The organism is Pseudomonas capsici (assembly GCF_017165765.1).
In the GTDB taxonomy this organism is placed as follows: Bacteria; Pseudomonadota; Gammaproteobacteria; order Pseudomonadales; family Pseudomonadaceae; genus Aquipseudomonas; species Aquipseudomonas capsici.
This window is the reverse complement of sequence record NZ_JAFGZD010000008.1, coordinates 17,277-41,910: the sequence shown is the minus strand read 5'-3', so window position 1 is coordinate 41,910 and position 24,634 is coordinate 17,277. Positions and strand designations below refer to the sequence as shown.

Below are 24,634 nucleotides of genomic sequence, written 5' to 3'. Positions count from 1 at the left end.
CCGTTTCGTGGCTCAGGCCTTGTTCGCAGGTTCGCTGATCAGCATGAACAGACGGAATATCACGATGGTGATGAACAATTGCAGGAAACTGCCGATGCTGTCGAGTGCCAGAGATACCGCAGGGCTCTGGGGTTCGGGGAACAGGTAAAGCCCCAGGCCTTCGAGCAGTGACAGGGGAATGTAGACACCCAGCACACAGGCCAGAATGCGCATGAAATGGCCGGTGGTCATCAGCATGCTTTCGCGCATCGCCATGAAGGGCGTCAGTTTGCGCATCACCAGCAGGTACTCGCAGAAGGCCAGCTTGACCATCACCCACAGGCCGGGAATAACGAACAGCGACAGCCCGAACAGAATCAGCAGGGTGCTGATGGCCGACAACACAGCGAAGGTCGGCCAAAGGCGCAGGGCCGCCGCCAGCAGGTTTTGTATGGCAGGAGCCTCACCCCGAGTGCGGGCATCGAGAAACAGGATCAGTGCGCCGGTATAGAGCGGATAGAACAGCAGGCCGATCAACAGCTCGTAAGCGAAAGGGGCCTCATTGCCCAGGGCCTGCTTGGCCAGGGCTTCGAGTACCACCAGCGGCAGACACAGCATCAGGATGCTTGCCAGGTTACGCCGGAAGAAGTACAGCGAGTCCTGGATAACGTTCAGCGGGTTCATGTGGATAAGTCGCAGGCAAAAAAGCAGGCGACACTTTAGCCCATGCCTTTTGTCGAACCAAGGGTGGCAATGACCGGGATGGGGCTTTCTTAACTTTTTGTTCATCCGGTTGAAGCGCGCTTGTCCAGCCCCATTACCAGAGTGAAGTCCACTCATTCGACTGGACGAAGATTTCCAACGGCAATCCAGCGAGGTCGCCATGAACAGCGAAGAGCAAACCCTGATCGACGAACTTTTCTCCAAACTGAAAAGTGCCGAAACAGCCTCGGCTCCCCGTGACGCCGGGGCCGAAGCGCGGATCAAGGAGCATCTTGCCCGCCAGCCCGGTGCCCCTTACTACATGGCGCAGGCGATTCTGGTTCAGGAAGCGGCAGTCAACCAGTTGAATCAGCAGCTCAGGCAGCGTGACGAGCAGATCCAGCAGCTTCAGGCCGAACTCCAGCAGGCCAGGGGTCAGGCTTCATCCGCCCCGGCCAGTGGTGGTTTTCTGTCGAGCATTTTCGGTGGCAGCACCTCACGTGCTGCGCAGCCTCAGCCTGCACCGGCCTCCGGCGGCGGTGGCTGGCGTGATGGTGCCGGTTTCAACCCACCACCCGCGCAGCAAGGCGGCTATGCACCACCACCTGCGGCCCCCCGAGGCACGGGGTTTCTGGGCGGTGCTCTGCAAACCGCAGCCGGTGTGGCGGGCGGTGTGATGCTGGCACAAGGTATCAGCAGCCTGTTCGGCCACCACAGCCAGCCCGAGGAAATTGTCGAGGTCATTCACGATCAGCCGCTGCAGAACAATGACAGCGGTGGCTGGGGGCAGCAGGACTCGCAATATATGGCCGATGACAATTACGGGGATGGCGGCGATATGTTTTCGGACGATGACTCTTTCGTCTGAGTCGGTATCGTGTCGCGGGCAGCCTGACTCCACAATCTGTGGAGGCGGTTTGTCCGTGGCTGCTTGAGCCGCGGTCTTTTTCATCTCATGGCATACTGCTGCACCGGCTGACGAATTTGTCCGCGTCATGAGGAATTGCGGTGAAAAAGATCGCGGTGTTTGCTGATGTACAGAACCTCTATTACACCGTGCGCCAGGCGCATGGTTGTCACTTCAATTACGCCGCGTTGTGGGCGGACATCAGCTCGCGTGGGCAGATAGTCCAGGCGTTTGCCTATGCCATAGACCGCGGTGACAGCAAGCAGCAGCAATTCCAGCAGATCCTTCGCAATCTGGGATTCACCGTCAAGCTCAAGCCGTATATCCAGCGCAGCGATGGTTCGGCCAAAGGCGACTGGGATGTGGGGATCACCATCGATATCATGGACATCGCGCCGCAGGTGGATGAGGTGGTGCTGGCGTCCGGTGACGGTGATTTCGATCTGTTGCTCGAGCGCATCATCGACAAGCACGGCGTCGAGGCTGTGGCCTACGGCGTTCCGGGATTGACGGCCAACTCGCTGATTCGTGCTGCCAGCCGCTACATTCCCATCGAAGGCGCATTGCTGCTCAAGTGATGATCATTTTTCAAGGAATTGCACCCAGTGTTGGAACGTATCGCTGTCATTGACTTTGAAACCACCGGTATCTCTCCGGGCCATAACTGTCGGGCCACCGAGATTGCCGTGGTGATCATGGAGCAGGGGCGTATCGTCGACCGTTATCAGAGCCTGATGAACGCCGGGGTGCGGATTCCGGCCTTTATCGAAGGCCTCACCGGTATCAGCAACAGCATGATCCGCACCGCGCCCTCTGCCGAGCGGGTGATGAACGATGTCTGTGATTTTGTCGGTGCAACGCCGCTGGTGGCGCACAACGCCTCATTCGACCAGAAGTTCTGGGATTACGAACTCTCGCGCATCCAGCGTTCCCGCGAGCAGAGTTTCGCCTGTTCGATGCTGCTGGCGCGCCGCCTGATGCCGGGGGCACCCAACCACAAGCTCGGCACCCTCACCCGTTATGCACGCTTGCCCAACACCGGCAAGGCTCACCGGGCCATGGCCGATGCCGAAATGGCCGCCAACCTGACGGCTTACCTGACCAACGAACTGCGCCAGACCCACGGCATCGCCGGGGTTTCCCATCAGTTGCTGTGTTCGCTGCAGAAAGTCCCCGCAGCAAAAATCAGTGAGGCGCTCAAGCGTCAGCGTGGTTTTTAGCCTTCTCTGGCTTGCTGCTGTTCTCCAGGTGTTTGAAGGGTAAACGCCGCTCCACGGCTGTGGAGAGAATGATCGAGGTTTTGCTGAAGCCGAACTGCGCTATGCGGTTGATCAGGTCTTCAAGATGAGGCATCGAATCGACGGCTGCGCGAATGATGACACACGGATCGCCGGTTACCCGGTGACACTGGATCAGTTCGGGAAGCTTCCATAATGCGTCATAAGCCTGCTGGTTGCCGTGGCTGGCCATGCGCAATTCGATGATGCACTGAATCGGCAGGCCCACCTTGGCCAGGTCGACCTTGGCCTCGTAACCGGTAATGACGCCGCTGGCCTCCAGCTTGGCCACTCGTTCGGCGACAGCGGGCGCAGAGAGATTGACTTGCCTTGCCAGTTGCGCAAAGGAAGCACGGCCATTTTCCATCAGTGCCGCGAGCAGAATCCGGTCATATTTATCCAGGGTCATGGCGTACCTCCAGGCTTGTCTTGTCGGGTTTTTCAAATGAAAGGAAAAAGCCGTAAACAAGCATCGAATAAAAAGTTTTATGCCGCTTTAAACAGGTTTTTCTGCTTATGGGGCTGAATTTGCTTTCATACAATAAGCGACCATAACAAATCTTCATCGAGCCTGACATGCCTGCTTCCCGCCGCTTTCCCTTGTTGCTGATTGGCGCCTTCATGGCGCTTTACCTGATCTGGGGTTCTACGTATCTGGTGATCCGAATCGGTGTGCAGTCCTGGCCTCCGTTGATGCTGGCGGGTGTACGTTTCATGGTGGCAGGCAGCCTGATGTACGGCTATCTGCGCTATCGCGCAGTGCCTGCGCCGACCTGGGCGCAATGGAAGGCGTCCGCAGCCATCGGCTTTCTGCTGCTGGCGTGCGGCAACGGCGGTGTGACACTGGCCGAGCATGCGGGTGTGGCTTCAGGTATCGCCGCGCTGGCGGTGGCAACGGTGCCACTGTTTACCTTGCTGTTCGGGCTGCTATGGGGCAATCGCACCACGAGTCTTGAGTGGGCCGGGATATTTCTCGGCCTCACCGGTATCGCCTTGCTCAATCTTGGCTCCAACCTGCAAGCCAGCCCTTACGGCGCGGCACTTATTGTCTTCGCGGCAGCGGCATGGGCTTTCGGTTCGGTCTGGAGCAAGCATTTATCTTTGCCGGAAGGGCCAATGGCCAGTGGCACGCAGATGATCGTCGCAGGTGTCATCTTGCTGCTGGGCAGTGCCCTGAGTGGCGAGCGTATGGAGCATATGCCGAGCGCTGCTGGCTGGGGCGCGCTGGTTTATCTGGTGGTGTTCGGTTCGATCATCGCCTTCAGTGCTTATATCTACCTGCTCAAGAATGTGCGTCCGGCAGCAGCGACCAGTTATGCCTACGTCAACCCGGCGGTTGCGGTGATGTTGGGCGTGGTGTTTGCGGGCGAGACGATCGGTTCCGAAGAGTGCCTGGCGATGCTGGTCATCATCGGTGCAGTAGTGCTGATTGGCCTGCCGCAGTGGCGCAAGCCGAAGCAGCAAGAGGCCGGATCGGCACCCGCGAGCTAACCTGCGAGGGCCGGACAGGGTAAACTGCGCGCCTTGCAGTGAATTTCCCTACGGTACTCCCATGACATTCGCCTCTCTCGGCCTGATCGAACCCTTGCTGCGTGCCCTCGATGCACTTGGCTACCAGACCCCGACGCCTGTTCAGGCACAGGCGATTCCTCCGGTGCTGGCTGGCCGCGACCTGATGGCCGCCGCCCAGACCGGCACTGGCAAGACTGCCGGTTTTGCCTTGCCGCTGTTGCAGCGCCTGACCATGGAAGGCCCGAAAGTCGCGCCCAACTCGGTGCGTGCGCTGGTACTGGCGCCGACCCGCGAACTGGCCGAGCAAGTGCATGAAAGCATCCGCCAATATGCCGAGCATCTGCCGTTGAGCACCTATGCGGTGTATGGCGGCGTCAGCATCAACCCGCAAATGATGAAGCTGCGCAGAGGCGTGGATGTTCTGGTCGCCACGCCAGGCCGCCTGCTGGATCTGCATCGTCAGAACGCGGTCAAGTTTTCGCAGCTGCAGACCCTGATCCTCGATGAAGCCGATCGCATGCTGGACCTGGGCTTTGCCGAAGAGCTGCGCGGGATTTATGCCGCATTGCCCAAGCGTCGCCAGACCTTGCTGTTCTCTGCGACCTTCTCGGACGACATCCGTCTGCTGGCTTCGCAGATGCTCAACGATCCGCTGAGCATCGAAGTCAGCCCACGCAATGTGGCGGCGTCTTCGGTCAAGCAGTGGGTGGTGCCGGTGGACAAGAAGCGCAAGAGCGAGCTGTTCATCCATCTGCTGAAAAAGCAGCGCTGGGGCCAGGTGCTGGTCTTTGCCAAGACCCGCGTCGGTGTCGATCAATTGGTCGAACGCCTGCAAGGGCTGGGCATCAATGCCGATGGCATCCATGGCGACAAGCCTCAGGCGACCCGTCAGCGTGCTCTGGATCGCTTCAAGGCCAGCGAAGTACAGATTCTGGTGGCTACCGACGTGGCAGCCCGTGGTCTGGATATCGATGATCTGCCGACCGTGGTCAACCTGGACCTGCCTATCGTTGCCGAGGATTACGTTCACCGCATCGGGCGTACCGGGCGTGCCGGTCTTACCGGGGAAGCGATTTCGCTGGTCTGCGCCGATGAAGTCGAGCTGCTGTCGGCGATTGAAGTGCTGACCCGCCAGACGCTGGTGCGCAAGGAAGAGCAGGATTTCGAGCCCGAGCATCGTGTGCCGGTCACCGATGCCAGTGGACAAATCCTCAAGAAACCCAAGAAACCGAAAAAGCCCAAGGTTTCAGGCGGCAAGCGCAATCTGGGCAAGTGGGTGGACAGCGGCGATAGCGAGCCTGCGCCAGCGGTCAAGGCCGTGCGCAAGGTGCCGGTATTCAACACCGGACCGCGCAAGAAAAAGCCCTGATCTTTCAGCGCTCACTGTGGGAGTGACCTTGAAGGCACAGTCTCTCTTTAGTCTTGACTGGCCCTGTCGCGAGCAAGCTCCCTCCCACGGGCGCACCAATCAACGATTCCGAGCCCCGCAGCCCGGCCGCTGGCAAAGCAGGCGGTCAGCAGGTAGCCGCCGGTCGGCGCTTCCCAGTCAAGCATCTCGCCGGCGCAGAATACGCCCGGCAGTCGCTTGAGCATCAAGTTTTCGTCCAGCCCCTCGAAGGTCACGCCGCCTGCGGTGCTGATCGCTTCATCGATGGGCCGCGGCTTGATCAGGGTCAAGGGCAGGGCCTTGATGGACTGGCTCAATGAGGCTGGATCGGCAAATGCTTCGCGACTTGCCAGTTCGCGCAGTAATGCCGCCTTGACGCCATCAATTCCCAACTGGCTTTGCAGATGCTTGGACATCGAGCGCGAACCGCGAGGTTTGCTCAGGGCTTTTTGCACATCAGTGAGAGTCTTGCCGGGCAACAGATCGATCTGCACAGTCGCCGAGCCTGCACGGTTGATCTGCTCGCGAATCCGCGCCGACAGTGCATAAACCAGACTGCCTTCCACACCGGTTTCAGTCAGCACGCATTCGCCAAGCCGAGGCGTGTCGTCTGGCAGACCGATGGCGATATTCTTCAGCGGCGCACCCGCGAACTTGCTGCGCAGCAACTCGCTCCAGGCTGCAACCTCAAAGCCGCAGTTGGCGGCCTGCAGCGGCGCAACTTCAATGTCGCGTTCTTGCAACCACGGCAGCCAGGCGCCATCGGAACCCAGGCGCGCCCAGCTGGCACCGCCCAGAGCGAGCAATGTTGCATCGGGCTTGATGGCCAGCTCGCCGTCCGCAGAGGCAATACGCAGGCTGCCGTCGGCATTCCAGCCCAGCCAGCGATGGCGGTTATGAATCGCCACGCCCGCTTCGCGCAAACGCTTGAGCCAGGCGCGCAGCAGCGGGGCGGCTTTCATGTCGGTGGGGAATACGCGGCCTGAACTGCCCACGAAGGTCTGGATGCCCAGCTCATGAATCCACGTGCACAGCGCATCGGCGTCGAAGCCGCGCAGCAACGGAGCAATGAAGGGCGCGCGTTCGGCATAGCGCGACAGAAATGCCGGGTAAGGCTCCGAGTGCGTGATATTCATTCCGCCCACGCCCGCCAGCAGAAATTTGCGTCCCACCGACGGCATGGCGTCGTACAGATCCACCTTGATCCCGGCTTGGCTCAACACTTCGGCAGCCATCAATCCCGCAGGCCCGCCTCCGATGATGGCGACGGATGATGAGGGAAGGGTATTCGAGTCAATCATGGTGGGTTTGCAGTCCATCGCGGAGTAGTAGCGCATTCTACCCGAAGTAGGTGTCAGGCTTGCCGGTGATAGCGTTTCTTACAACCCCATTTCCACCCAGACCCGCTGCGCACTGTGATGCAGTATGCCGTGTCGGCGAGCCAGTGCTTTGCGGTCCTTGCTGTAGCCGCCGATAACGCCCATCACCGGGATATCGCGGCCCAGGCAGTGGCGCATGACAGCTTCGTCCCGGCAGGCCAGGCCTTGGTCGGTCAGTTGCAGGTAGCCGAGGGCATCGTCCTTGTGGACATCCACGCCTGCGTCATAAAGCACCAGATCCGGCTGGTAGATCGGCAGCAGGTAGTTGAGCAGGTCGTCGACGACTTTCAGATAGTCCGCATCGCCCATGCCCATGGGCAACGGGATGTCCCAGTCGCTTTGGGCCTTGCGGGCCGGGAAGTTCTTTTCGCAGTGCAGCGACACGGTAATGGCGTCTTCGGTGTCGGCGAGAATGCGCGCCGTGCCGTCGCCCTGATGCACGTCGCAGTCGAAGATCAGCACCTTGCCCACGCGCCCGCTGGCCAGCAGGTAATGGCTGATGATCGCCAGGTCGTTGAAGATGCAGAATCCGGCGGGGTAATCGTAGTGTGCGTGATGGGTGCCGCCTGCCAGATGACAGGCCAGGCCATGCTGGAGTGCCTTTTCTGCCGTCAGCAATGAACCGCCCACGGCGCGAATGGTGCGTCGCGCCAGGTCTTCGCTCCAGGGCAGGCCCAGTCGGCGCTGATCCTCGCGTGACAATTCTCCGCTCAGGTAGCGCTGAATATAGGAAGGGTCATGGGCCAGTGCCAGAATGTCGGCAGGGCACAGTTCCGGGCGCAGAAGCTGGGTGTCCAGGACCAGGCCGCTGTCGACCAGGTGGTCGCGCAGCAGGCGGAACTTGTCCATGGGAAAACGATGGTCAGCCGGGAAGTTCGGGCTGTAGTCATCATGATAGATAAGCGGCAGGGACATTTTTCGTCCGGTCTGGGGTCGAAGCCGGATAGTGCCAGTAATGCAGGTCGCCGCACAGCAACCTTGGGCGTTGACAGGCTACACTGGCGCAATCATTTGCGTGGTACCAGGGAGGAATCGATGGAGCCGATACTCAAACTCGACAGCGCTCGGCTGCTGATGCGGCAATGGCGGGACGATGACCTGCCCGCGTTCGCTGCCATGTGTGCCGATCCGCAGGTCATGCGCTACTTCCCGGAGCCCATGAGCCGTCTGGAAAGCGCAGCCATGATCGGGCGCATGCGGGGACATTTCGCCGAGCTGGGCTTTGGTCTCTGGGCTCTTGAGCGCAAGGACAATGGGGCTTTCATCGGTTTTACCGGTCTCGGGGTCGTGGGTTTCGATGCGCATTTCACGCCAGCGGTGGAAATCGGCTGGCGTCTGGCGCGTGAGCACTGGGGGCTGGGCTTTGCCAGCGAAGCAGCCTGGACGGTGCTGGGCTGTGGCTTCGAGCGTCTTGGGCTTGAGGAAATCGTGTCGTTCACGGCAGGCAGCAACGAGCCATCGCAGAAAGTGATGCAGGCTATTGGCATGCAGCACGATGCGGGTGATGACTTCGATCATCCCGGCATTGAGGACGGGCATCCGCTCAAGCCTCATGTCTTGTATCGAATAAACCGTGAGCAGTGGCTCAACACGCTCAAACCCTGATTCAGCCAGCCGCATTAAATTCTGTATCATTTCAACCCTGCCGCGCAGGCCTTGCGCGCGTGGGTATGTTTTGTGCGAGGAGCCATGAATGAGCCAAGTGTTGGATGATCTGGTCGAGCTGCTGACGCTGGAACCGATCGAGGAAAATCTTTTTCGCGGTCGCAGCCAAGACCTCGGCTTTCGCCAGCTGTTTGGCGGGCAGGTGTTGGGGCAGTCGCTGTCGGCCGCCAGCCAGACCGTAGAAGAAGATCGACATGTTCATTCCCTGCACGGCTACTTTCTGCGCCCCGGCGATGCCGCCTTGCCTGTGGTCTATCAGGTCGACCGTGTGCGTGACGGTGGCAGCTTCAGCACGCGCCGGGTGACAGCGATCCAGAAGGGCAAGCCGATCTTCACCTGCAGCGCATCGTTCCAGTATGACGAAGAAGGTTTCGAGCATCAGACCTCCATGCCGCAGATCGCAGGCCCGGAAAACCTGCCTTCGGAACTGGAGCTGCTGACCCGGCGGGCACACCTGATTCCCGAAGCCATGCGCGACAAGTTTCTATGTCCCAAGCCTATCGAATTTCGCCCTGTCACCGCTGAAGACCCGTACAACCCGAAGCCGGGTGAGCCGGTGAAATATGTCTGGTTCCGAGCCGATGGCACCCTGAAGGACATTCCGGCGTTGCACAAATACCTGCTGGCCTACGCCTCGGACTTCAATCTGCTGACCACTTCCCTGCTGCCCCATGGCAAAACGGTCTGGCAACGTGACATGCAGGTCGCCAGCCTCGACCATTCGCTCTGGTTCCACAGCGACCTGCGCGCCGATGACTGGCTGCTGTACGCCATGGACAGCCCATGGGCCGGCAACTCCCGCGGTTTTTCTCGCGGCAGTATTTTCAACCGCGCCGGGCAACTGGTCGCCTCGGTCAGCCAGGAAGGTCTGATCCGCCATCGCAAGGACTGGTCATGAGCCTCAAGGATATTCAGAACTGGGTGTTCGACATGGACGGCACCCTGACCATCGCCGTGCATGACTTCCCGGCCATCAAGCGGGCGCTGGATATTCCGCTGGAGGACGACATTCTTCGGCATCTGGCAGCCTTGCCTGCGGATGTCTCTGCGGCCAAACATGCCTGGTTGCTGGAGCATGAGCGTGAACTGGCGCTGGCCTCCCGACCGGCCGAAGGCGCTGTCGAACTGGTGCGCGAGCTGTCCGGACGTGGCTATCGCCTGGGTATTCTGACCCGTAATGCCCGTGAACTGGCTTACATCACCCTTGAGGCGATTGGTATTGCGGACTGTTTTGCAATCGAGGATGTCCTGGGGCGTGACGAAGCGACACCAAAACCCGACCCGGCCGGTCTCTTGAAGCTGGCGGGGGCGTGGGATGTATCGCCAAAGCAGATGGTCATGATCGGTGACTACCGCCATGACCTGGATTGTGGTCGTGCCGCGGGTGCCAGAACAGTTCTGGTCAACCTGCCTGAAAATCCCTGGCCAGAGCTGGCCGACTGGCATGTCGCCGATTGTGTGGCATTGCGGGGCATGCTGGATCAGTGATCATTCGCGAATGAGCGGAGCTCCGCTCATTCGCGAACGCTGTCAAAACGGCTTGAACAAAACCGCCTGCCCTTCAGGCGAGGTAAAGATCCCGTCACCGCTGTGTCCGACTTTCGGCACGATGACCAGACGTTGGTTAAGCCCTTCCGGGTGACGTTTCTGCAGGTACTTGAAGTAGTTCTGCCCGCGAGTCAGCCTGTTCGGACCCTGTGCTTCGGCTGCACAGGTCTTGTCCAGCGCCGGATGGTTGAGGTCGGTGTCCAGTTCGCCCAGCAGATAGGTGATATCGCGCTTCACGTAGGCCTTTTCGATATCCGCAGGCTTTTCCTTGCCCGAGTAGAACGGCATTTTCTTCAGGCCGTACTTCCAGTCGTCGAAGTTGGGGCAACTCTGCGCCGATACGGTTTCGGGGCGCTCGCTGTCGAAGTAGGCGTAGGACGACGGGTTGGCGATCACATAACGCAGCTTCACGCCTTCACGGTTGAGCAGCGCATCTTCCTTGCCGCCAATCATCGCGTAGCGCTGCACCACCTGAGCACCACCGGAATGGCCGGCGATGACAATTTCCTTGAGGTTGGGGAACAGCTTGCTGTCGCTCAGGCGCTTGAGAATATGATCGAGAACGATGAAGGAACTGATCGGCTTGGGATCCACAGCCGTGGCACCTTCCATCCAGGTGTTCTGACGCCAGCGCAGGATGGAGTCGGACAAGTGGTGCGCCACGATATCTTTCTCGTCCAGGAATTGCGGGGCGATCAGCAGGGTCTTGCTGCGCTCCTTGGACTGGTTGGCCGCTCGCTCGATACTGCGCAGGTAGGTTTGCGCATTGCGCAGGCGACCGTGCAGCACGATCACGACGCGCTCGATCCGCGGTTTGGGATGGACCCATTCCTGGCTCAGGCCCAGTGTGGCCTGACTGCCATTGATGGTCAGACGATCCGGGCTGATCGATTTTACCGCTTGATCCTCGGCATGAGCGCCGAAGCTCGCGAAGGCAGTGCTTAACAACAGGACCACAAGCGGTTTGATCATATGCTCAGAGACTCTTGGCGGCGAATGTATCGCATTGGTTGATTTGACCTTGTGCAAAACCGGCCTTGAACCAGCGCACTCGCTGGGCTGACGTTCCATGGGTGAAGGAGTCCGGTACGACCCGGCCACGGCTTTGCTGCTGCAAGCGATCATCGCCAATGGCGTTTGCCGCATTCAGTGCCTCTTCAATATCACCCGGCTCAAGCCAGTTCAAACGCTTTTGTGCGTTGTAGGCCCAAACCCCGGCAAGACAGTCGGCCTGCAACTCCTGGCGGACCAGCAGGCCGTTGTTGCCTTCCATGCGCTGGCCTTGTTGGCGAGCCGTCTGGACCTTGGCTGAAATGCCGAGCAGGGTCTGCACGTGATGGCCCACTTCATGGGCGATGACATAAGCCTGGGCGAAATCCCCGGCAGCCGAAAAGCGCTGGGACATTTCGCGAAAGAAATCCAGATCCAGATAAATCTGCTGGTCGGCAGGGCAATAGAAGGGGCCTGTGGCAGACGTCGCAAAACCGCACGCAGAGTTCACCTGACCGCGAAACAGCACCAGAACCGGGTCCTTGTACTGGCGACCATTCTGGGCAAACACGGCCCGCCAGGTATCTTCGGTATCGCCCAGCACGCTGCGCACGAACTCGGCCTGCTGATCGTTGGCGGGTGGGGCCTGGCGGGGCTGAGGGCTGACTTGAGAGGATGGTTGCGTCATTTCGCCGGCGAGTTGCCCGAGAATCTGCATCGGGTCCTGGCCGGTCAGCAAGCCGAAGGCGACGATAATCACTATGCCGCCCAGGCTCAGGCCCTTGCCGCCGATGCGCATGCCGCCACCGCCGCTACTGCCATCGCGAGCATCGACTACGTTATCGCTGCGTCGGCCTTTTTTCCACAGCATTCTGAAAGCCCTCCGCTGAACTCTAGGGAGTGTTGCCGGTGATACGTCGCTTCGCCAGTCCGGCTGTCTATCTATATGGATTCGGTCTGTATTACGCCGATTTTGTCCGCTGCTCGTTCTCTACAGGTGGCGCTGCATCGGCAAAGTGGTTCACTCGTCGCAGGCTCTTGAACCCGACCATCCAGGCACCCACGACACCCAGCGTGCACAGGCCGCCCATGATCGCCGCAGGAACCGGGCCGATCAGGGAAGCGCTGGTGCCGGCGCGAAACTCACCCAACTCGTTGGATGAGCCGATAAACAGCATGTTGACCGCATTGACCCGGCCACGCATGGCATCCGGCGTCGAGAACTGCACCAGAGCCGAGCGAATGTAGACGCTGACCATGTCCGCCGCGCCCGCGATCAACAGGGCAAGGCAGGACAGCCAGAAGAGGGTGGACAGGGCAAACACCAGATTCGCCACACCGAACACACCCACCGCCAGGAACATGGTCATGCCGACGTTGCGGTCCAAAGGTCGCATGCTCAGGTAAACCCCGGTCGCCAGTTCGCCCAGGCTCATGGCGGCGCGCAGTGCGCCCAGGCCTTGTGGGCCGAGATGCAGGACCTCATGGGCATAGATGGGCAGCAGGGCCACCACGCCACCGAGCAATACGGCGAACAGGTCCAGAGAAATGGTGCCCAGAATGATGGGGCGCGAACGGATGAAGGCGATGCCGGCGGTAAAGCGCTGCCAGGCGCCGTCACCCAGGTCTACAGGCTTGCCTGCAAAAGGTGTCGCGACCCGGCTCAGGCAAAGGATGCCCACCAGGAATGAAAGCACACAGGTCGAATACGTCAGTTCTGCGCCACCCAGCGCATAAAGGCCGCCACCGATCAACGGCCCGGCCACGGTGGAGCAACGCATGATGACGCTGTTGGTGGCGATGGCCGAGGCGAGCTGTTCTCTGGGTACGATCTGAGGCAGCAGGCTTTGCAGTGCCGGCCCTGTGAATGCACGGGCGCAGCCATAGAGCACGAGAGCACCGTAGATCAGACGCAGGTCTTGCAGCTTGAGCGCCGAAAACAGCAGCAGAATCAGCCCGCACAGCGCCTGCACCGCCCAACTGATGCTCAGGATCAGCTTGCGGTTGTAGCGATCGATCAGATCCCCGGCTGGCATGAGCAGCAGCAACATGGGAATGAACTGGGCAAGCCCCACATAGGCCAGTGCCATCGGCTCGCGGGTCATGTCATACACCTGCCAGGCCACGACAATGGCCTGGATCTGCATGGCGAAGACCGCCAGCAGTCGTGCAAGGATGAAATTGATGAAGCCTGGTGCGCGGGACAGTTTGACTGAGGTGGCGGGGGATTCAGAACTCAAGACAGTTATCCATCGAAGCGGCGGGTATGCGGGTGCGGCTATACCTTAGCCCATGGAGCGCTACACATGAAGTAACTAAATTGTTTTGTGTGGCGTTGTTCGCGAATGAGCGGCGCTCCGCTCATTCGCGAAAGGCAATCAACGCCTGACCAGCAGAACCCCTGATTCCATATGGTGTGTATAGGGGAACTGGTCAAACAGCGCGCAACGCTCGATCCGGTGGGTATCGTGCAGTTGGGCGATGTTGGCGGCCAGGGTTTCCGGGTTGCACGAGATGTACAGGATGCGCTCGAAGCGGCGGGTCAGCTCGCAGGTGTCCGGGTCCATGCCGGCCCGTGGCGGGTCGACGAACACACTGGCGAACTCATAGCTTTTCAAATCCACGCCCTGCAGGCGGCGGAAAGGTCGTACATCGTTCAGCGCCTGGGTCAGTTCTTCGGCAGAAAGACGCACCAGCGTGACGTTATCCACCGCGTTGTCATCCAGGTTGCTCAGTGCGGCATTCACCGACGTCTTGCTGATTTCGGTCGCCAGCACCTTGCGCACGCGGGTGGCCAGCGGCAGGGTGAAGTTGCCGTTGCCGCAATACAGCTCCAGCAGATCGTCACTACGTTCGCCCAACGCCTCATAGGCCCAGTTGAGCATCTTCTGGTTCACGGTGCCGTTGGGCTGGGTGAACGCGCCTTCAGGCTGGCGATAGCTGAACGTGCGACCGGCAACTTCCAGTTTTTCGGTCACGTAATCCTGGCCGATCACCAGACGCTGGCCCTTGGAGCGGCCGATCAGGCTGACATTCAGGTCGCTCGCCAATGTCTGCGCTTCGGCTTGCCATTCCTCGTCCAGCGGACGGTGATAGCACATGGTAATCATGGCATCGCCCGCCAGGGTGGTCAGGAAATCCACCTGGAACAGCTTGTGGTTCAGCGTCGGGCTGGCTTCCCAGCGCTCGCGCAGCACAGGCATCAACGCGTTGATACGCTCGCTGGCGATGGGCAGACCTTCGAGCAGGATCGGCGTCTTGTTGTCGCCCGGGGCGAACATGGCGTAGTAACGCTTCTGGTCTTCGCGCCACAGACGAAACTCTGCACGCAGGCGGTAATGCTCGCGTGGCGAGTCGAATACCTGCGGCTCGGGTGCGTCGAAAGGAGCCAGCAGCTCACGCAACCGGACGGCTTTTTCTTCGAGCTGACGATCGTAGCTCGCGGGATCGAAAGGAACACTCATGCGTTGAACCAGCCCAGCTTGATCACGAACAGAATCGACAGGATCACCAGCGCCGAGTTCAGCTCGCGCCCGCGTCCCGAAAGCAGCTTGATCGCTGTCCAGGAAATGAAGCCAAAGGCGATGCCGTTGGCGATGGAGTAGGTGAAAGGCATGGCCAGGGCAGTAATCACTACCGGAGCCGCGACAGTGAGATCTTCCCAGTCGATTTCAGCCATGCCGGAAGCCATCAGCACCGCGACGAACAGCAAGGCCGGTGCCGTGGCGAAAGCAGGCACGCTGCTGGCCAGTGGTGCGAAGAACAGCGCCAGCAGAAACAGCACGCTGACCACGATGGCGGTCAGGCCGGTGCGACCACCGGCACTGACGCCGGCTGCGGATTCGATGTAGCTGGTGGTGGTCGAGGTACCCAGCAGCGAGCCGGCCATGGCGGCGGTGCTGTCGGCGATCAGCGCACGGCCCATTTTCGGCATGTGCCCGTCCTTGCCCATCAGGCCCGCACGCTTGGCGACGCCGATCAGGGTGCCGGAGTTGTCGAAGATATCCACGAACAGGAAGGCGAAGATGATGCTGACCAGTCCAACGTCCAGCGCGCCCATGATGTCCAGTTGCAGGAAGGTCGGAGCCAGGGACGGTGGCATCGACACCACGCCGCCAAACGGCGTGAAGCCCAGCAGGATGGAAGCGAGGGTGGTGACCAGAATGCCGATCAGGACTGCGCCGCGGACCTTGAGCTGGTCCAGCGCCACGATCAGGAAGAAGCCCAGGGTCGCCAGGATCGGAGCCGGTTGTTTCAGGTCGCCCATGCCGATCATGGTGGCCGGGTTGCTGACCACGATGCCGGCGTTATGCAGGGCGATCAGGGCCAGGAACAGGCCGATGCCGGCTGCAATTGCCGAGCGCAGGGGCAGGGGAATGCTGTTGATGATCCACTCGCGGATCTTGAACAGCGACAGCAGGAAGAACATCACCGCCGAAATGAAGACCGCACCCAGCGCCACTTGCCAGGTATGGCCCATGTGCAGGACCACGGTGTAGGTAAAGAAGGCATTGAGGCCCATGCCCGGTGCCAGGGCAATCGGGTAGTTGGCGATCAGGCCCATCACGGCCGAGCCGATGGCGGCGGCCAGACAGGTGGCGACGAACAGCGCGCCCTTGTCCATGCCGGTTTCGCCCAGGATGCTCGGGTTGACGAACAGGATGTATGCCATGGCCAGGAAGGTCGTGACGCCCGCAAGAATCTCGGTCCTCACGTTGGTGTTGTGTGCCTTGAGTTGAAACAGCCTTTCCAGCATGTCTGGCTCTCCGTAACGCGGCCTGCGTCGTGAATGTTTGACTCCAGAAGCAAAGCACAGGCTGACGCAGCAGCCCGCCGTTTCTGCGAGTCGGAAAAAGCCGCGCATCATACCAGCAGGTTGAGGCTGTGGCTGCTTTGTGAAGTGCGCCTTATCGCCTAGGGGGCTGCAGCCCTTGTCGGAGTCTCTGCGCAGGGGTGAGACAACTCGCCACGCGTCAATAGACCACGCAGCCTCAAGGCCTGAATGGGACTACTCTTTCATCGTCGGTTGACCTGCGTCATTGCGTTCACACATTTCATGTGAACCGAAAGCATGAAACCAGCATCGAGATACTCATCAGAAGACTTCCGATGCATCGACTCCATGACCGTGGGGCAATCGCTGATGGCTTTCTGCCAAAGGCCGGTATCACCTGAATAGAGGAAGAATCATGTTCGGTTTGGAGGCATTAGATCTTGCCCGCATCCAGTTCGCATTCACGATTTCGTTCCACATCCTGTTTCCTGCCATCACCATTGGTCTGGCGAGTTACCTGGCTGTGCTCGAAGGCCTGTGGCTGAAGACCGGCAACGACGTTTACCGCGATCTCTACCATTTCTGGTCGAAGATATTTGCCGTCAACTTCGGCATGGGCGTGGTTTCCGGTCTGGTCATGGCCTATCAGTTCGGCACCAACTGGAGCCGCTTTTCCGACTTTGCCGGTGCGGTTACCGGGCCGTTGCTGACCTATGAGGTGCTGACGGCCTTCTTCCTCGAAGCGGGTTTCCTCGGTGTGATGCTGTTCGGCTGGAACCGGGTCGGCCGCAAGCTGCACTTCTTCTCGACGGTCATGGTCGCCATCGGCACCCTGATCTCCACCTTCTGGATCCTGTCGTCCAACAGCTGGATGCAGACGCCGCAAGGTTTTGAAATCATCGACGGTCGAGTGATCCCCACCGACTGGTTCGCGGTGGTCTTCAACCCGTCCTTCCCGTATCGCCTGGCGCACATGTCGATTGCTGCCTTTGTGGCGACCGCATTCTTTGTCGGCTCCTCGGCAGCCTGGCATTTACTGCGCGGACGCGACACCCCGGCGATACGCAAGATGCTGTCGATGGCCATGTGGATGGCGTTGCTGGTTGCGCCGCTGCAGGCAGTCGTCGGTGACTTCCACGGCTTGAACACTCTCAAGCACCAGCCGGCAAAAATCGCCGCCATCGAGGGCCACTGGGAAAACGTCGGTGACGAACCGACGCCTCTGATCCTGTTCGGCTGGCCCGACATGAAGGAAGAGCGGACCAAATATGCCGTGGAAATCCCGTACCTGGGTAGCCTGATCCTGACCCACAGCCTGGACAAGCAAGTTCCGGCGCTCAAGGAGTTCAAGCCCGAGGATCGACCCAATTCGACCACCGTGTTCTGGACGTTCCGGATCATGGTCGGCCTGGGTTTCCTGATGATCTTTACCGGGTTGTGGAGCCTCTGGCTGCGTAAGCGTGATGCGCTGTACACCTCGCGCCCCTTCCTCTATCTGGCGTTGTGGATGGGGCCATCGGGACTGATCGCGATCCTGGCGGGTTGGTTCACCACTGAAATCGGTCGTCAGCCCTGGGTCGTCTACGGCCTGATGCGCACGGCGGATGCTTCGTCCGGCCACAGCGTCACGCAAATGAGCATCACCCTGGTGCTGTTCGTGGTCGTCTACTTCCTGCTGTTTGGTGCCGGCCTCAGTTACATGCTGCGTCTGGTGCGCAAAGGACCGAAGAAGCACGTCGAGCACACGCCGACTGGCGGTCCAGGCCAGAAACGTACGCCAGCCCGTCCGCTCTCCGCTGCCGTCGAAGGCTCCGAAGACGGCGACAACCTCGACAGCCTGAGCAAGGGGAACTGAGTCATGGGCATCGATCTTCCACTGATCTGGGCGGTCATCATCATCTTCGGCATCATGATGTACGTGGTGATGGACGGCTTTGACCTGGGTATCGGGATTCTCTTCCCGTTCATGAAAGACAGCTCCGACCGCGATGTGATGATGAACACCGTCGCTCCGGTCTGGGATGGCAACGAAACCTGGCTGGTACTGGGCGGGGCCGCATTGTTCGGGGCCTTTCCCATGGCCTATGCAGTGGTGCTGTCGGCGCTTTATCTGCCACTGATCTTCATGCTGATGGGGCTGATCTTTCGCGGCGTCGCTTTCGAGTTCCGCTTCAAGGCTACCGAAGAGAAGCGTCATCTTTGGGATAAGGCGTTCATTGGCGGCTCGCTGGTTGCGACCTTCTTCCAGGGCGTGGCGCTGGGGGCTTTCATCGAAGGCATTCCGGTGGTCAATCGCGAGTTCGCCGGTGGTTCGCTGGACTGGATGGCACCGTTCCCGATGTTCTGCGGTCTGGCCCTGATCGTCGCCTATGCGTTGCTGGGCTGCACCTGGCTGATCATGAAGACCGAAGGTCCGTTGCAGGCGGCGATGCACGATCTTGCACGTCCCCTGGCGCTGGCGACGCTGGCGGTCATCGGGATTGTAAGTCTCTGGACGCCGCTGGCTCACCCGGACATTGCCACCCGCTGGTTCAGCCTGCCGAACCTGTTCTGGTTCATGCCGGTGCCGATTCTGGTGCTGGTCACCATGTACGGGCTGTTCAAGGCGGTAGCCCGCAATGCCCATTACACGCCGTTCCTGCTGACCCTGCTGCTGATCTTTCTGGGTTACAGCGGCCTGGGGATCAGCCTGTGGCCCAATATCATTCCGCCGTCGGTCTCCATCTGGGATGCTGCGGCTCCGCCTCAGAGCCAGGGCTTCATGCTGGTGGGCACGCTGTTCATCATCCCGTTCATTCTGGGGTACACCTTCTGGAGCTATTACGTTTTCCGCGGCAAGGTGACTGCTGAAGACGGTTACCACTAGTCCGAATAGAGGAGATTGGCGATGTCTGGCAAAGATTCCATGCACGACAAGGATCCTGCCTTGAGCAAGCCGCTCTGGCAACGGCTGGCCTGGCTGGTCGGTATCTGGGCAGGCAGTGTATTTGCGCTGTTCATCGTGGCCAGCCTGATGCGCATGTTCATGAACGCAGCGGGATTGACCACCCACTGATCGAACCGCACTGAATTCCCATCCCGTGTTTTATGGACACGGCTTCATGACCCTCCTCGCGGAGGGTTTTTTTTGAGTTTCATTTACGGGCTTTGAGAATCACAAACTTGGGCGTTGCGGCGACCTGTTCCACGCCGCGGAACAGTCGCGCCAGTTTGCTGTGATAGCCCAGATGGCGATTGCCGACGATATACAGCGCACCACCGACCACCAGTGAAGCCCTTGCCTGAAGGAACATGCGCCAGGCCAGAAAGTCGCCGACCACCTGCTGTTGATGGAAGGGCGGGTTGCAGAGCACGACATCCAGAGAGTCCGGTGCCTGGCTGGCCAGACCGTCGGCGGCACGAATGACCACTTCGCGTTCTCCCAGCGTCGCCTGCCAGTTCTCGGCAGCCGACTGCACGGCCATGAAGGACTCATCCACAAGGGTGTAATGGGCATCCGGGTTGTCCAGTGCGCTGGCGATGGCCAGCACACCATTGCCGCAGCCCAGATCGGCGACTCTGGCCGAGCCCAGGTTTTTGGGGAGATAGGGCAGGAAGGCCCGAGTGCCGATATCCAGGCTGTCGCGGCAGAAAACGTTGGCGTGGTTGAGCAGTTCGATGGCGGGTTGATCGAGCTTGTAGCGGGTCGGATAGGGCGAAGTCAGGACCGGCCTGGATTCTGGAGTGCAGAACAGCAGGCGTGCCTTTTTAACGGCCAGCGATGCCTGTACCGGACCCACATACTCTTCCAGCAGGTCACCGGCCGAGCGTGGCAGGTGCTTGACCATCGCCGCAGCGATCACCCGGGCACCCGGAGCCAACTGGCCTTGCAGGCGAATGAGTTGTTCTTCCAGCAGCGCCATGGTCTTGGGAACCCGGATCAGCACCCAGTCGAAAGGGCCGTTCAAAGGCTCGCTGGCAGGGATCACGGGCACGGCGTCATAGGCCATGCCATTGCGGGTCAGGTTCTTTTCCAGGCCTTGTGCCGCCAGATACGAATCGGTGCTGCTGACCACCGTTGCATGCTGCGCGAGGCTTGCGGCCAATGCGCCAAAACTGTCGTTGAGCACCAGCACCTTGCTCTGCAGGGTCAGGCCGGTTTCTGCCACATGGTTCAGCAGGTATTCATCTGCTGCATCAAATGCCTGCAACGGCTCATCTTGTTGTTCGGGTTGGCGAATAAGATCAAGTTGAGCGAAAGGACTGGTCAGCACGGGCATGGGCAGGAAAACTCTGGGAATCGACGTATGTCATGCGAGCCCGGCATCGAATGGGCTCGCTGAGATCGGCAAGTTTACGTGCTTTTTGCTGTTTGGCACCCTCCATGTTGCGGGTCGATTGCCGACCTCCTCAGAACATCCCTCTCAAGGCCGCCTGGACGGCCGCAGCGGTCTTGTTGCAAACCCCCATTTTCTGTATCGCACTGGCGATATGAAAATGAATGGTGCGTTCTTTCAGGCTCAGGATGATTGCGATGTCGCCCGCAGTCTTGCCTTCCGCGGACCACTTGAGGATTTCGATTTCTCGTTGTGTCAGGTTTTTTGCTGGAAATGGGGATGGTGAGTTGAATTCCATGGATCCCATGATCGCCTCCATGCCTTTGATGGCGAGATGTTGCTGTCTTGTCTAAGCAGTCTAGAAAAAAACCACCGTATCCAGATTGAGGGCGATGCTATCTAGACGAGTGGCGTGATGGCTTTTTTGTATTCAAAAGAGTGGTTTTTGAGCTGAAAGACAGGCGTGTGCGGGTTTGCAGCTCTGCGGGATGTACAGGCTTTCAACTAACCAGAGTCTGGCCCAAGAACCAAATACTCTAAATTGCCGGTATTCGATGTCGCCCAAATCACTACAAACAGCCGGTGTTTATCGGGCGCGCTTTGGAGGACACTGGAAGCCTTTTCCAGCTCCGGAGCCAGAAGCGTCCCATGACCGCCAGCGAAGACAAGTTCACCCGGCAGACACTGCAGCGCGTGACGCCGTTGACCGACAATCTGTTCACTCTGCGTACCACTCGCGATCCCGGTTTCCGTTTTCGTGCCGGGCAATTCGCTCGCCTTGGGGTGACCAAGGCCGACGGCAGCACGGTATGGCGTGCCTACTCGATGGTTTCGGCGCCCCATGACGAGTTTCTGGAGTTCTTTTCCATCGTGGTACCGGGCGGGGAGTTCACCAGTGAACTCAGCCGCCTGCGCGAAGGCGACACCTTGCTGGTGGAAAAGCTGGCGACCGGTTACCTGACGCCGGATCGCTTTGTCGACGGGCGAGATTTGTGGCTGTTATCCACAGGCACCGGCGTCGCGCCTTTTCTCTCGATCCTTCAGGACTTCGAGATCTGGGATAAATTCGAACGCATCATTCTGGTCTACAGCGTCCGGGAGTCCAGAGAGCTGGCTTATCAACAGTTGATTGACGAGTTGATGCAGCGCGATTACCTGGCCGAGTACGTCGACAAGTTCCTGTTCCTGCCCACTGTGACCCGTGAGCAGCATCCTGGCGCCCTGCATGGCCGGATCACGCACTTGATCGAAAGTGGCGAGCTGGAGCGTGCCGCCGGTGTCGAACTGACGCCCGAGCATTCGCGAGTGATGATCTGCGGCAACCCGCAGATGATCGACGACACCCGGGCCGTGCTCAAACAGCGGGACATGCAACTGAACCTGACCCGTCGACCGGGGCAGGTCGTTGTGGAGAATTACTGGTAAGGGGCTTCGCGGATGAATCAGCTCCCACCCTGTGGCAGCCAATTCATTCGCGAAAAACCATCGTCAGGTCTCAAAGCGGACGGGTGGGGTCCACGGTCACCGGCGCTGCCGGCTTGTTCTGCTCCTTGAGCAAGTCACGGATCTCGCCCAGCAGCACTTCTTCCTTGGATGGGGTCGGTGGCAGGGTCGGGGCTTTGGCTTCTTCGCGCTTGAGGCGGTTGATGGCCTTGACGCCCATGAAGATGGCGAACGCCACGATGACGAAGTCGAGCACGGTCTGGATGAACTTGCCGTAAGCCAGCAGCACGGCAGGGGTTGTGCCTTCGGCTGCGCGCAGGGTGATGGCCAGATCGCTGAAGTCCACACCGCCGATCAACAGGCCCAGCGGAGGCATGATCACGTCGCCGACGAATGACGAAACGATCTTGCCGAATGCCGCACCAATGATGATACCCACGGCCATGTCGACCACGTTACCTTTGACGGCGAAGGCCTTGAATTCGCTTAATACGCTCATGGGTCATTCCTTGTTACAGATGGATGTGATCGGACTCAGTGTAACGGAGCAATTTGTATCCTGCCGTGTACACGTTCAATCGACCGGGGCTGGCCCGGTAAGTTTTATCTTTTGCGGTAAAAACCGGGTTCCGGCAGCGCGGCATGCGCTGCGTTATCATGCTGCTTTTTACGACTGGGGTTGTCATGGCCAAGGCCAAACGCTTGTACGGCTGCACTGAGTGCGGCGCGACTTTTCCCAAATGGGCGGGCCAGTGCAGTGATTGCGGTGCCTGGAACACGCTGGTTGAAACCATGCTGGAAAGCGGCGCAGCCGCTGCACCCAGCGGACGTACCGGTTGGGCGGGTTCGCAGGCCCAGATCAAGACTCTGGCCGAAGTCAGTGTCGAAGAGATTCCACGCTTTTCCACCAAGTCCAACGAGCTGGACCGCGTCCTGGGCGGCGGCCTTGTGGATGGCTCGGTCGTATTGATCGGCGGCGATCCGGGGATCGGGAAGTCCACTATCCTGCTGCAAACCCTGTGCAATATCGCCGAGCGCATGCCGGCACTGTATGTGACGGGGGAGGAATCCCAGCAACAGGTGGCCATGCGCGCCCGACGCCTTGGCCTGCCTCAGGACAAATTGCGGGTGATGACCGAAACCTGCATCGAGTCGATCATCGCCACGGCGCGTGTCGAGCAGCCCAAGGTCATGGTGATCGATTCCATCCAGACGATCTTCACCGAGCAACTGCAATCCGCTCCCGGCGGCGTGGCGCAAGTGCGGGAAAGTGCAGCCTTGCTGGTGCGTTACGCCAAGCAGAGCGGCACGGCGATTTTCCTGGTCGGCCATGTCACCAAGGAAGGCGCGCTGGCCGGGCCTCGGGTGCTGGAGCATATGGTCGATACCGTTCTCTATTTCGAGGGCGAGTCGGATGGGCGCTTGCGTCTGCTCCGGGCGGTGAAGAACCGTTTCGGTGCCGTGAACGAACTGGGTGTGTTCGGCATGACGGACAAGGGGCTCAAGGAAGTCTCCAACCCTTCGGCGATTTTCCTGACCCGTGCTCAGGAGGAAGTGCCCGGCAGTGTGGTCATGGCGACCTGGGAAGGCACGCGGCCCATGCTGGTGGAAGTTCAGGCGCTGGTGGACGACAGTCACATGTCCAACCCGCGGCGGGTGACGCTGGGGCTGGATCAGAACCGTCTGGCCATGTTGCTGGCGGTGCTGCATCGTCATGGCGGGATACCGACCCACGATCAGGATGTATTCCTCAACGTGGTGGGAGGGGTGAAGGTGCTGGAAACCGCGTCTGACCTGGCGTTGATGGCGGCAGTCATGTCGAGCCTGCGCAATCGGCCATTGCCTCATGACCTGCTGGTATTCGGGGAGGTAGGGCTTTCCGGCGAGGTCAGGCCGGTGCCCAGTGGCCAGGAACGCCTGAAAGAGGCCGCCAAGCATGGCTTCAAGCGCGCCATTGTGCCGAAGGGTAACGCCCCCAAGGAAGCGCCGGCCAATCTGCAGATCATTGCCGTTACCCGGCTGGAACAGGCGCTGGATGCGTTGTTCGAGTAGGGCTGATCAGTTAAGGCAAAAACTAACTTGTGGGAGGCAGCTTGCTGGCGGAAAGGCCTTGGTCGCCAGCAAGCTGCCTCCCGCAAAATGATGTTGATCGGCATTTTTTTGCAGGAGGTCAACCGCCGCGAATTCAAATCTCGATCAATGCCGCCAGTTCCCTGTCCAGCTCTGCCGGATCTCCCAGGTTCAGTTCCACCAGCCGCTTCAAATGGCCGATCGATTCCAGCCCGATGTGCAGGCAGACAAACCCCAGATGATGGTTGTCGTCATGGGTCAGTTTCACATCCATCTTCACGTAGGCATCGTCGCTGAGGTGGATGTCCACCAGAAAGTGCTCATCCGGGTCGCCTGTCCAGGGTTCCGGCCGTTCGATGAGCAGTCCTTTCAGAGAGAGATCGAGCAGCTGCACTTTCCAGTTGTGGTTGCCCTGGCTGAGGTCGGTCCTGGCATCGAAGGCAATGCGCTTGAAACGACGGCGATCTGAGGGGGAGTCGGTCATCAAGTGAACTCTCGTGATATCGACTGACGCTGGGTCAGCGGACTGGCCATGGATAATGGCACCCTTGTCTAGGCACGATAGACCTGAACGGAGTTGCCGAACAGTTCTGTGGATAACTTTTATTGCTTCTGTAGATTGGTTTGCAGGAAGGGGAGGCGTTATTTACGTTTTGCCAGGCTATTAAAGCGCTCTAGACCATGG

At 59.7% G+C, this 24,634-nt stretch carries 26 protein-coding genes; 13 read left to right on the top strand and 13 right to left on the bottom strand.

The genetic code is table 11. The features are described from left to right. Positions 1-12 precede the first annotated feature (12 nt). Entirely contained in the window at positions 13-663 is a 651-nt protein-coding gene (locus tag JSY17_RS13125) for a YciC family protein (protein ID WP_206401894.1), read from the bottom strand. Between the two features lie 199 nt (positions 664-862). Between JSY17_RS13125 and JSY17_RS13120 the strand changes: the two genes are divergently transcribed. From JSY17_RS13120 to JSY17_RS13110, 3 genes are all read left to right on the top strand, one after another. Continuing rightward, a complete protein-coding gene (locus JSY17_RS13120; protein ID WP_117184862.1) occupies positions 863-1,549 on the top strand; it encodes a DUF2076 domain-containing protein in 687 nt (228 codons plus the stop codon). A 140-nt stretch (positions 1,550-1,689) separates the two neighbouring features. Continuing rightward, on the top strand, positions 1,690-2,166 hold the full coding sequence (locus JSY17_RS13115; RefSeq protein ID WP_117163465.1) for an NYN domain-containing protein: 477 nt from the start codon (positions 1,690-1,692) through the stop codon (positions 2,164-2,166). A gap of 30 nt (positions 2,167-2,196) precedes the next feature. Continuing rightward, the gene (locus tag JSY17_RS13110; protein ID WP_162880481.1) at positions 2,197-2,808 is read left to right on the top strand and encodes a 3'-5' exonuclease; all 612 of its coding nucleotides are present in this window, start codon (positions 2,197-2,199) and stop codon (positions 2,806-2,808) included. Here the strand turns inward: JSY17_RS13110 and JSY17_RS13105 are convergent. Next, complete coding sequence (locus tag JSY17_RS13105; RefSeq protein WP_206401892.1) at positions 2,786-3,274, bottom strand: Lrp/AsnC family transcriptional regulator; 489 nt, start codon at positions 3,272-3,274, stop codon at positions 2,786-2,788. The two genes, JSY17_RS13110 and JSY17_RS13105, sit on opposite strands and share 23 nt — an antisense overlap. Positions 3,275-3,441: 167 nt before the next feature. On the opposite strand from JSY17_RS13105, the gene yedA reads away from it, so the two are divergent. Beyond that, complete coding sequence (gene yedA, locus JSY17_RS13100) at positions 3,442-4,356, top strand: drug/metabolite exporter YedA (RefSeq protein WP_117182041.1); 915 nt, start codon at positions 3,442-3,444, stop codon at positions 4,354-4,356. A 61-nt stretch (positions 4,357-4,417) separates the two neighbouring features. Further along, positions 4,418-5,746, top strand: a complete 1,329-nt coding sequence (locus tag JSY17_RS13095; protein ID WP_117184865.1) for a DEAD/DEAH box helicase — start codon at positions 4,418-4,420, stop codon at positions 5,744-5,746. A gap of 47 nt (positions 5,747-5,793) precedes the next feature. On the opposite strand, the gene JSY17_RS13090 is transcribed toward JSY17_RS13095, so the two are convergent. Together JSY17_RS13090 and JSY17_RS13085 are read right to left on the bottom strand one after the other, a co-directional pair. Beyond that, positions 5,794-7,065, bottom strand: coding sequence for a TIGR03862 family flavoprotein (locus tag JSY17_RS13090; RefSeq protein ID WP_206401890.1), 1,272 nt, complete (start codon positions 7,063-7,065; stop codon positions 5,794-5,796). Between the two features lie 78 nt (positions 7,066-7,143). Then, positions 7,144-8,058, bottom strand: coding sequence for a histone deacetylase family protein (locus tag JSY17_RS13085; RefSeq protein ID WP_206401888.1), 915 nt, complete (start codon positions 8,056-8,058; stop codon positions 7,144-7,146). 120 nt (positions 8,059-8,178) lie between these two features. On the opposite strand from JSY17_RS13085, the gene JSY17_RS13080 reads away from it, so the two are divergent. From JSY17_RS13080 to JSY17_RS13070, 3 genes are all read left to right on the top strand, one after another. Then, positions 8,179-8,748, top strand: coding sequence for a GNAT family N-acetyltransferase (locus JSY17_RS13080; protein ID WP_117184869.1), 570 nt, complete (start codon positions 8,179-8,181; stop codon positions 8,746-8,748). Between the two features lie 88 nt (positions 8,749-8,836). Beyond that, positions 8,837-9,706, top strand: a complete 870-nt coding sequence (tesB, locus tag JSY17_RS13075; RefSeq protein ID WP_200998846.1) for an acyl-CoA thioesterase II — start codon at positions 8,837-8,839, stop codon at positions 9,704-9,706. Continuing rightward, positions 9,703-10,296, top strand: a complete 594-nt coding sequence (locus JSY17_RS13070) for an HAD family hydrolase (RefSeq protein ID WP_200998848.1) — start codon at positions 9,703-9,705, stop codon at positions 10,294-10,296. Before tesB ends, JSY17_RS13070 begins: the two co-directional genes overlap by 4 nt. Before the next feature lie 42 nt (positions 10,297-10,338). Here JSY17_RS13070 and JSY17_RS13065 read toward each other — a convergent pair whose 3' ends face one another. The 5 genes from JSY17_RS13065 to JSY17_RS13045 form a co-directional block, all read right to left on the bottom strand. Beyond that, positions 10,339-11,328, bottom strand: coding sequence for an alpha/beta hydrolase (locus JSY17_RS13065; protein WP_117182048.1), 990 nt, complete (start codon positions 11,326-11,328; stop codon positions 10,339-10,341). Positions 11,329-11,332: 4 nt separating this feature from the next. Next, the gene (gene ypfJ / locus JSY17_RS13060; RefSeq protein ID WP_206401886.1) at positions 11,333-12,217 is read right to left on the bottom strand and encodes a KPN_02809 family neutral zinc metallopeptidase; all 885 of its coding nucleotides are present in this window, start codon (positions 12,215-12,217) and stop codon (positions 11,333-11,335) included. Positions 12,218-12,308: 91 nt separating this feature from the next. Beyond that, a complete protein-coding gene (locus JSY17_RS13055) occupies positions 12,309-13,586 on the bottom strand; it encodes an MFS transporter (RefSeq protein WP_117182050.1) in 1,278 nt (425 codons plus the stop codon). Between the two features lie 138 nt (positions 13,587-13,724). Then, entirely contained in the window at positions 13,725-14,810 is a 1,086-nt protein-coding gene (trmA, locus tag JSY17_RS13050; RefSeq protein WP_206401884.1) for a tRNA (uridine(54)-C5)-methyltransferase TrmA, read from the bottom strand. Further along, positions 14,807-16,102, bottom strand: coding sequence for an NCS2 family permease (locus JSY17_RS13045; protein ID WP_117182052.1), 1,296 nt, complete (start codon positions 16,100-16,102; stop codon positions 14,807-14,809). The genes trmA and JSY17_RS13045 overlap by 4 nt, the downstream gene beginning before the upstream one ends. 433 nt (positions 16,103-16,535) lie before the next feature. Here JSY17_RS13045 and JSY17_RS13040 point away from each other — a divergent pair, with 433 nt between their 5' ends. The 3 genes from JSY17_RS13040 to JSY17_RS13030 are packed head-to-tail and all read left to right on the top strand — an operon-like array spanning position 16,536 to position 19,175. Further along, a complete protein-coding gene (locus tag JSY17_RS13040) occupies positions 16,536-17,975 on the top strand; it encodes a cytochrome ubiquinol oxidase subunit I (protein ID WP_122371744.1) in 1,440 nt (479 codons plus the stop codon). A gap of 3 nt (positions 17,976-17,978) precedes the next feature. Then, positions 17,979-18,986: a cytochrome d ubiquinol oxidase subunit II gene (gene cydB, locus JSY17_RS13035; protein WP_117182054.1), complete on the top strand. Its 1,008-nt coding sequence runs from the start codon at positions 17,979-17,981 to the stop codon at positions 18,984-18,986. Between the two features lie 21 nt (positions 18,987-19,007). After that, the gene (locus JSY17_RS13030; protein ID WP_117163448.1) at positions 19,008-19,175 is read left to right on the top strand and encodes a DUF2474 domain-containing protein; all 168 of its coding nucleotides are present in this window, start codon (positions 19,008-19,010) and stop codon (positions 19,173-19,175) included. Positions 19,176-19,254: 79 nt separating this feature from the next. Here the strand turns inward: JSY17_RS13030 and JSY17_RS13025 are convergent, their stop codons facing one another. Then, positions 19,255-20,379, bottom strand: coding sequence for a methyltransferase (locus JSY17_RS13025; protein ID WP_206401882.1), 1,125 nt, complete (start codon positions 20,377-20,379; stop codon positions 19,255-19,257). Positions 20,380-20,509: 130 nt separating this feature from the next. Further along, positions 20,510-20,743 carry a helix-turn-helix domain-containing protein gene (locus JSY17_RS13020; RefSeq protein ID WP_117163446.1) on the bottom strand — a complete coding sequence of 78 codons (234 nt, stop codon included), beginning with the start codon at positions 20,741-20,743 and terminating at the stop codon, positions 20,510-20,512. A 341-nt stretch (positions 20,744-21,084) separates the two neighbouring features. Between JSY17_RS13020 and JSY17_RS13015 the strand changes: the two genes are divergently transcribed. Further along, complete coding sequence (locus JSY17_RS13015; RefSeq protein ID WP_206401880.1) at positions 21,085-21,861, top strand: ferredoxin--NADP reductase; 777 nt, start codon at positions 21,085-21,087, stop codon at positions 21,859-21,861. Positions 21,862-21,931: 70 nt separating this feature from the next. Here the strand turns inward: JSY17_RS13015 and mscL are convergent, their stop codons facing one another. Then, on the bottom strand, positions 21,932-22,378 hold the full coding sequence (gene mscL, locus JSY17_RS13010; protein ID WP_117163444.1) for a large-conductance mechanosensitive channel protein MscL: 447 nt from the start codon (positions 22,376-22,378) through the stop codon (positions 21,932-21,934). A 185-nt stretch (positions 22,379-22,563) separates the two neighbouring features. On the opposite strand from mscL, the gene radA reads away from it, so the two are divergent. Beyond that, complete coding sequence (radA, locus tag JSY17_RS13005) at positions 22,564-23,931, top strand: DNA repair protein RadA (RefSeq protein ID WP_117185275.1); 1,368 nt, start codon at positions 22,564-22,566, stop codon at positions 23,929-23,931. Positions 23,932-24,064: 133 nt separating this feature from the next. On the opposite strand, the gene JSY17_RS13000 is transcribed toward radA, so the two are convergent. Further along, positions 24,065-24,433: a PilZ domain-containing protein gene (locus JSY17_RS13000; protein ID WP_122371742.1), complete on the bottom strand. Its 369-nt coding sequence runs from the start codon at positions 24,431-24,433 to the stop codon at positions 24,065-24,067. Positions 24,434-24,634 lie beyond the last annotated feature (201 nt).

Excerpts from the sequence above, each read along its gene's own strand:
- JSY17_RS13015 (WP_206401880.1), top strand. The coding sequence starts at position 21,085 with ATGACCGCCAGCGAAGACAAGTTCACCCGGCAGACACTGCAGCGCGTG.
- JSY17_RS13045 (WP_117182052.1), bottom strand. The coding sequence starts at position 16,102 with ATGCTGGAAAGGCTGTTTCAACTCAAGGCACACAACACCAACGTGAGG.
- JSY17_RS13120 (WP_117184862.1), top strand. The coding sequence starts at position 863 with ATGAACAGCGAAGAGCAAACCCTGATCGACGAACTTTTCTCCAAACTG.
- JSY17_RS13085 (WP_206401888.1), bottom strand. The coding sequence starts at position 8,058 with ATGTCCCTGCCGCTTATCTATCATGATGACTACAGCCCGAACTTCCCG.
- JSY17_RS13125 (WP_206401894.1), bottom strand. The coding sequence starts at position 663 with ATGAACCCGCTGAACGTTATCCAGGACTCGCTGTACTTCTTCCGGCGT.
- JSY17_RS13095 (WP_117184865.1), top strand. The coding sequence starts at position 4,418 with ATGACATTCGCCTCTCTCGGCCTGATCGAACCCTTGCTGCGTGCCCTC.
- JSY17_RS13030 (WP_117163448.1), top strand. The coding sequence starts at position 19,008 with ATGTCTGGCAAAGATTCCATGCACGACAAGGATCCTGCCTTGAGCAAG.
- JSY17_RS13090 (WP_206401890.1), bottom strand. The coding sequence starts at position 7,065 with ATGATTGACTCGAATACCCTTCCCTCATCATCCGTCGCCATCATCGGA.
- JSY17_RS13105 (WP_206401892.1), bottom strand. The coding sequence starts at position 3,274 with ATGACCCTGGATAAATATGACCGGATTCTGCTCGCGGCACTGATGGAA.
- ypfJ (WP_206401886.1), bottom strand. The coding sequence starts at position 12,217 with ATGCTGTGGAAAAAAGGCCGACGCAGCGATAACGTAGTCGATGCTCGC.
- JSY17_RS13065 (WP_117182048.1), bottom strand. The coding sequence starts at position 11,328 with ATGATCAAACCGCTTGTGGTCCTGTTGTTAAGCACTGCCTTCGCGAGC.
- JSY17_RS13080 (WP_117184869.1), top strand. The coding sequence starts at position 8,179 with ATGGAGCCGATACTCAAACTCGACAGCGCTCGGCTGCTGATGCGGCAA.
- tesB (WP_200998846.1), top strand. The coding sequence starts at position 8,837 with ATGAGCCAAGTGTTGGATGATCTGGTCGAGCTGCTGACGCTGGAACCG.
- yedA (WP_117182041.1), top strand. The coding sequence starts at position 3,442 with ATGCCTGCTTCCCGCCGCTTTCCCTTGTTGCTGATTGGCGCCTTCATG.
- JSY17_RS13040 (WP_122371744.1), top strand. The coding sequence starts at position 16,536 with ATGTTCGGTTTGGAGGCATTAGATCTTGCCCGCATCCAGTTCGCATTC.
- radA (WP_117185275.1), top strand. The coding sequence starts at position 22,564 with ATGGCCAAGGCCAAACGCTTGTACGGCTGCACTGAGTGCGGCGCGACT.
- mscL (WP_117163444.1), bottom strand. The coding sequence starts at position 22,378 with ATGAGCGTATTAAGCGAATTCAAGGCCTTCGCCGTCAAAGGTAACGTG.
- trmA (WP_206401884.1), bottom strand. The coding sequence starts at position 14,810 with ATGAGTGTTCCTTTCGATCCCGCGAGCTACGATCGTCAGCTCGAAGAA.
- JSY17_RS13020 (WP_117163446.1), bottom strand. The coding sequence starts at position 20,743 with ATGGGATCCATGGAATTCAACTCACCATCCCCATTTCCAGCAAAAAAC.
- JSY17_RS13000 (WP_122371742.1), bottom strand. The coding sequence starts at position 24,433 with ATGACCGACTCCCCCTCAGATCGCCGTCGTTTCAAGCGCATTGCCTTC.
- JSY17_RS13070 (WP_200998848.1), top strand. The coding sequence starts at position 9,703 with ATGAGCCTCAAGGATATTCAGAACTGGGTGTTCGACATGGACGGCACC.
- cydB (WP_117182054.1), top strand. The coding sequence starts at position 17,979 with ATGGGCATCGATCTTCCACTGATCTGGGCGGTCATCATCATCTTCGGC.
- JSY17_RS13025 (WP_206401882.1), bottom strand. The coding sequence starts at position 20,379 with ATGCCCGTGCTGACCAGTCCTTTCGCTCAACTTGATCTTATTCGCCAA.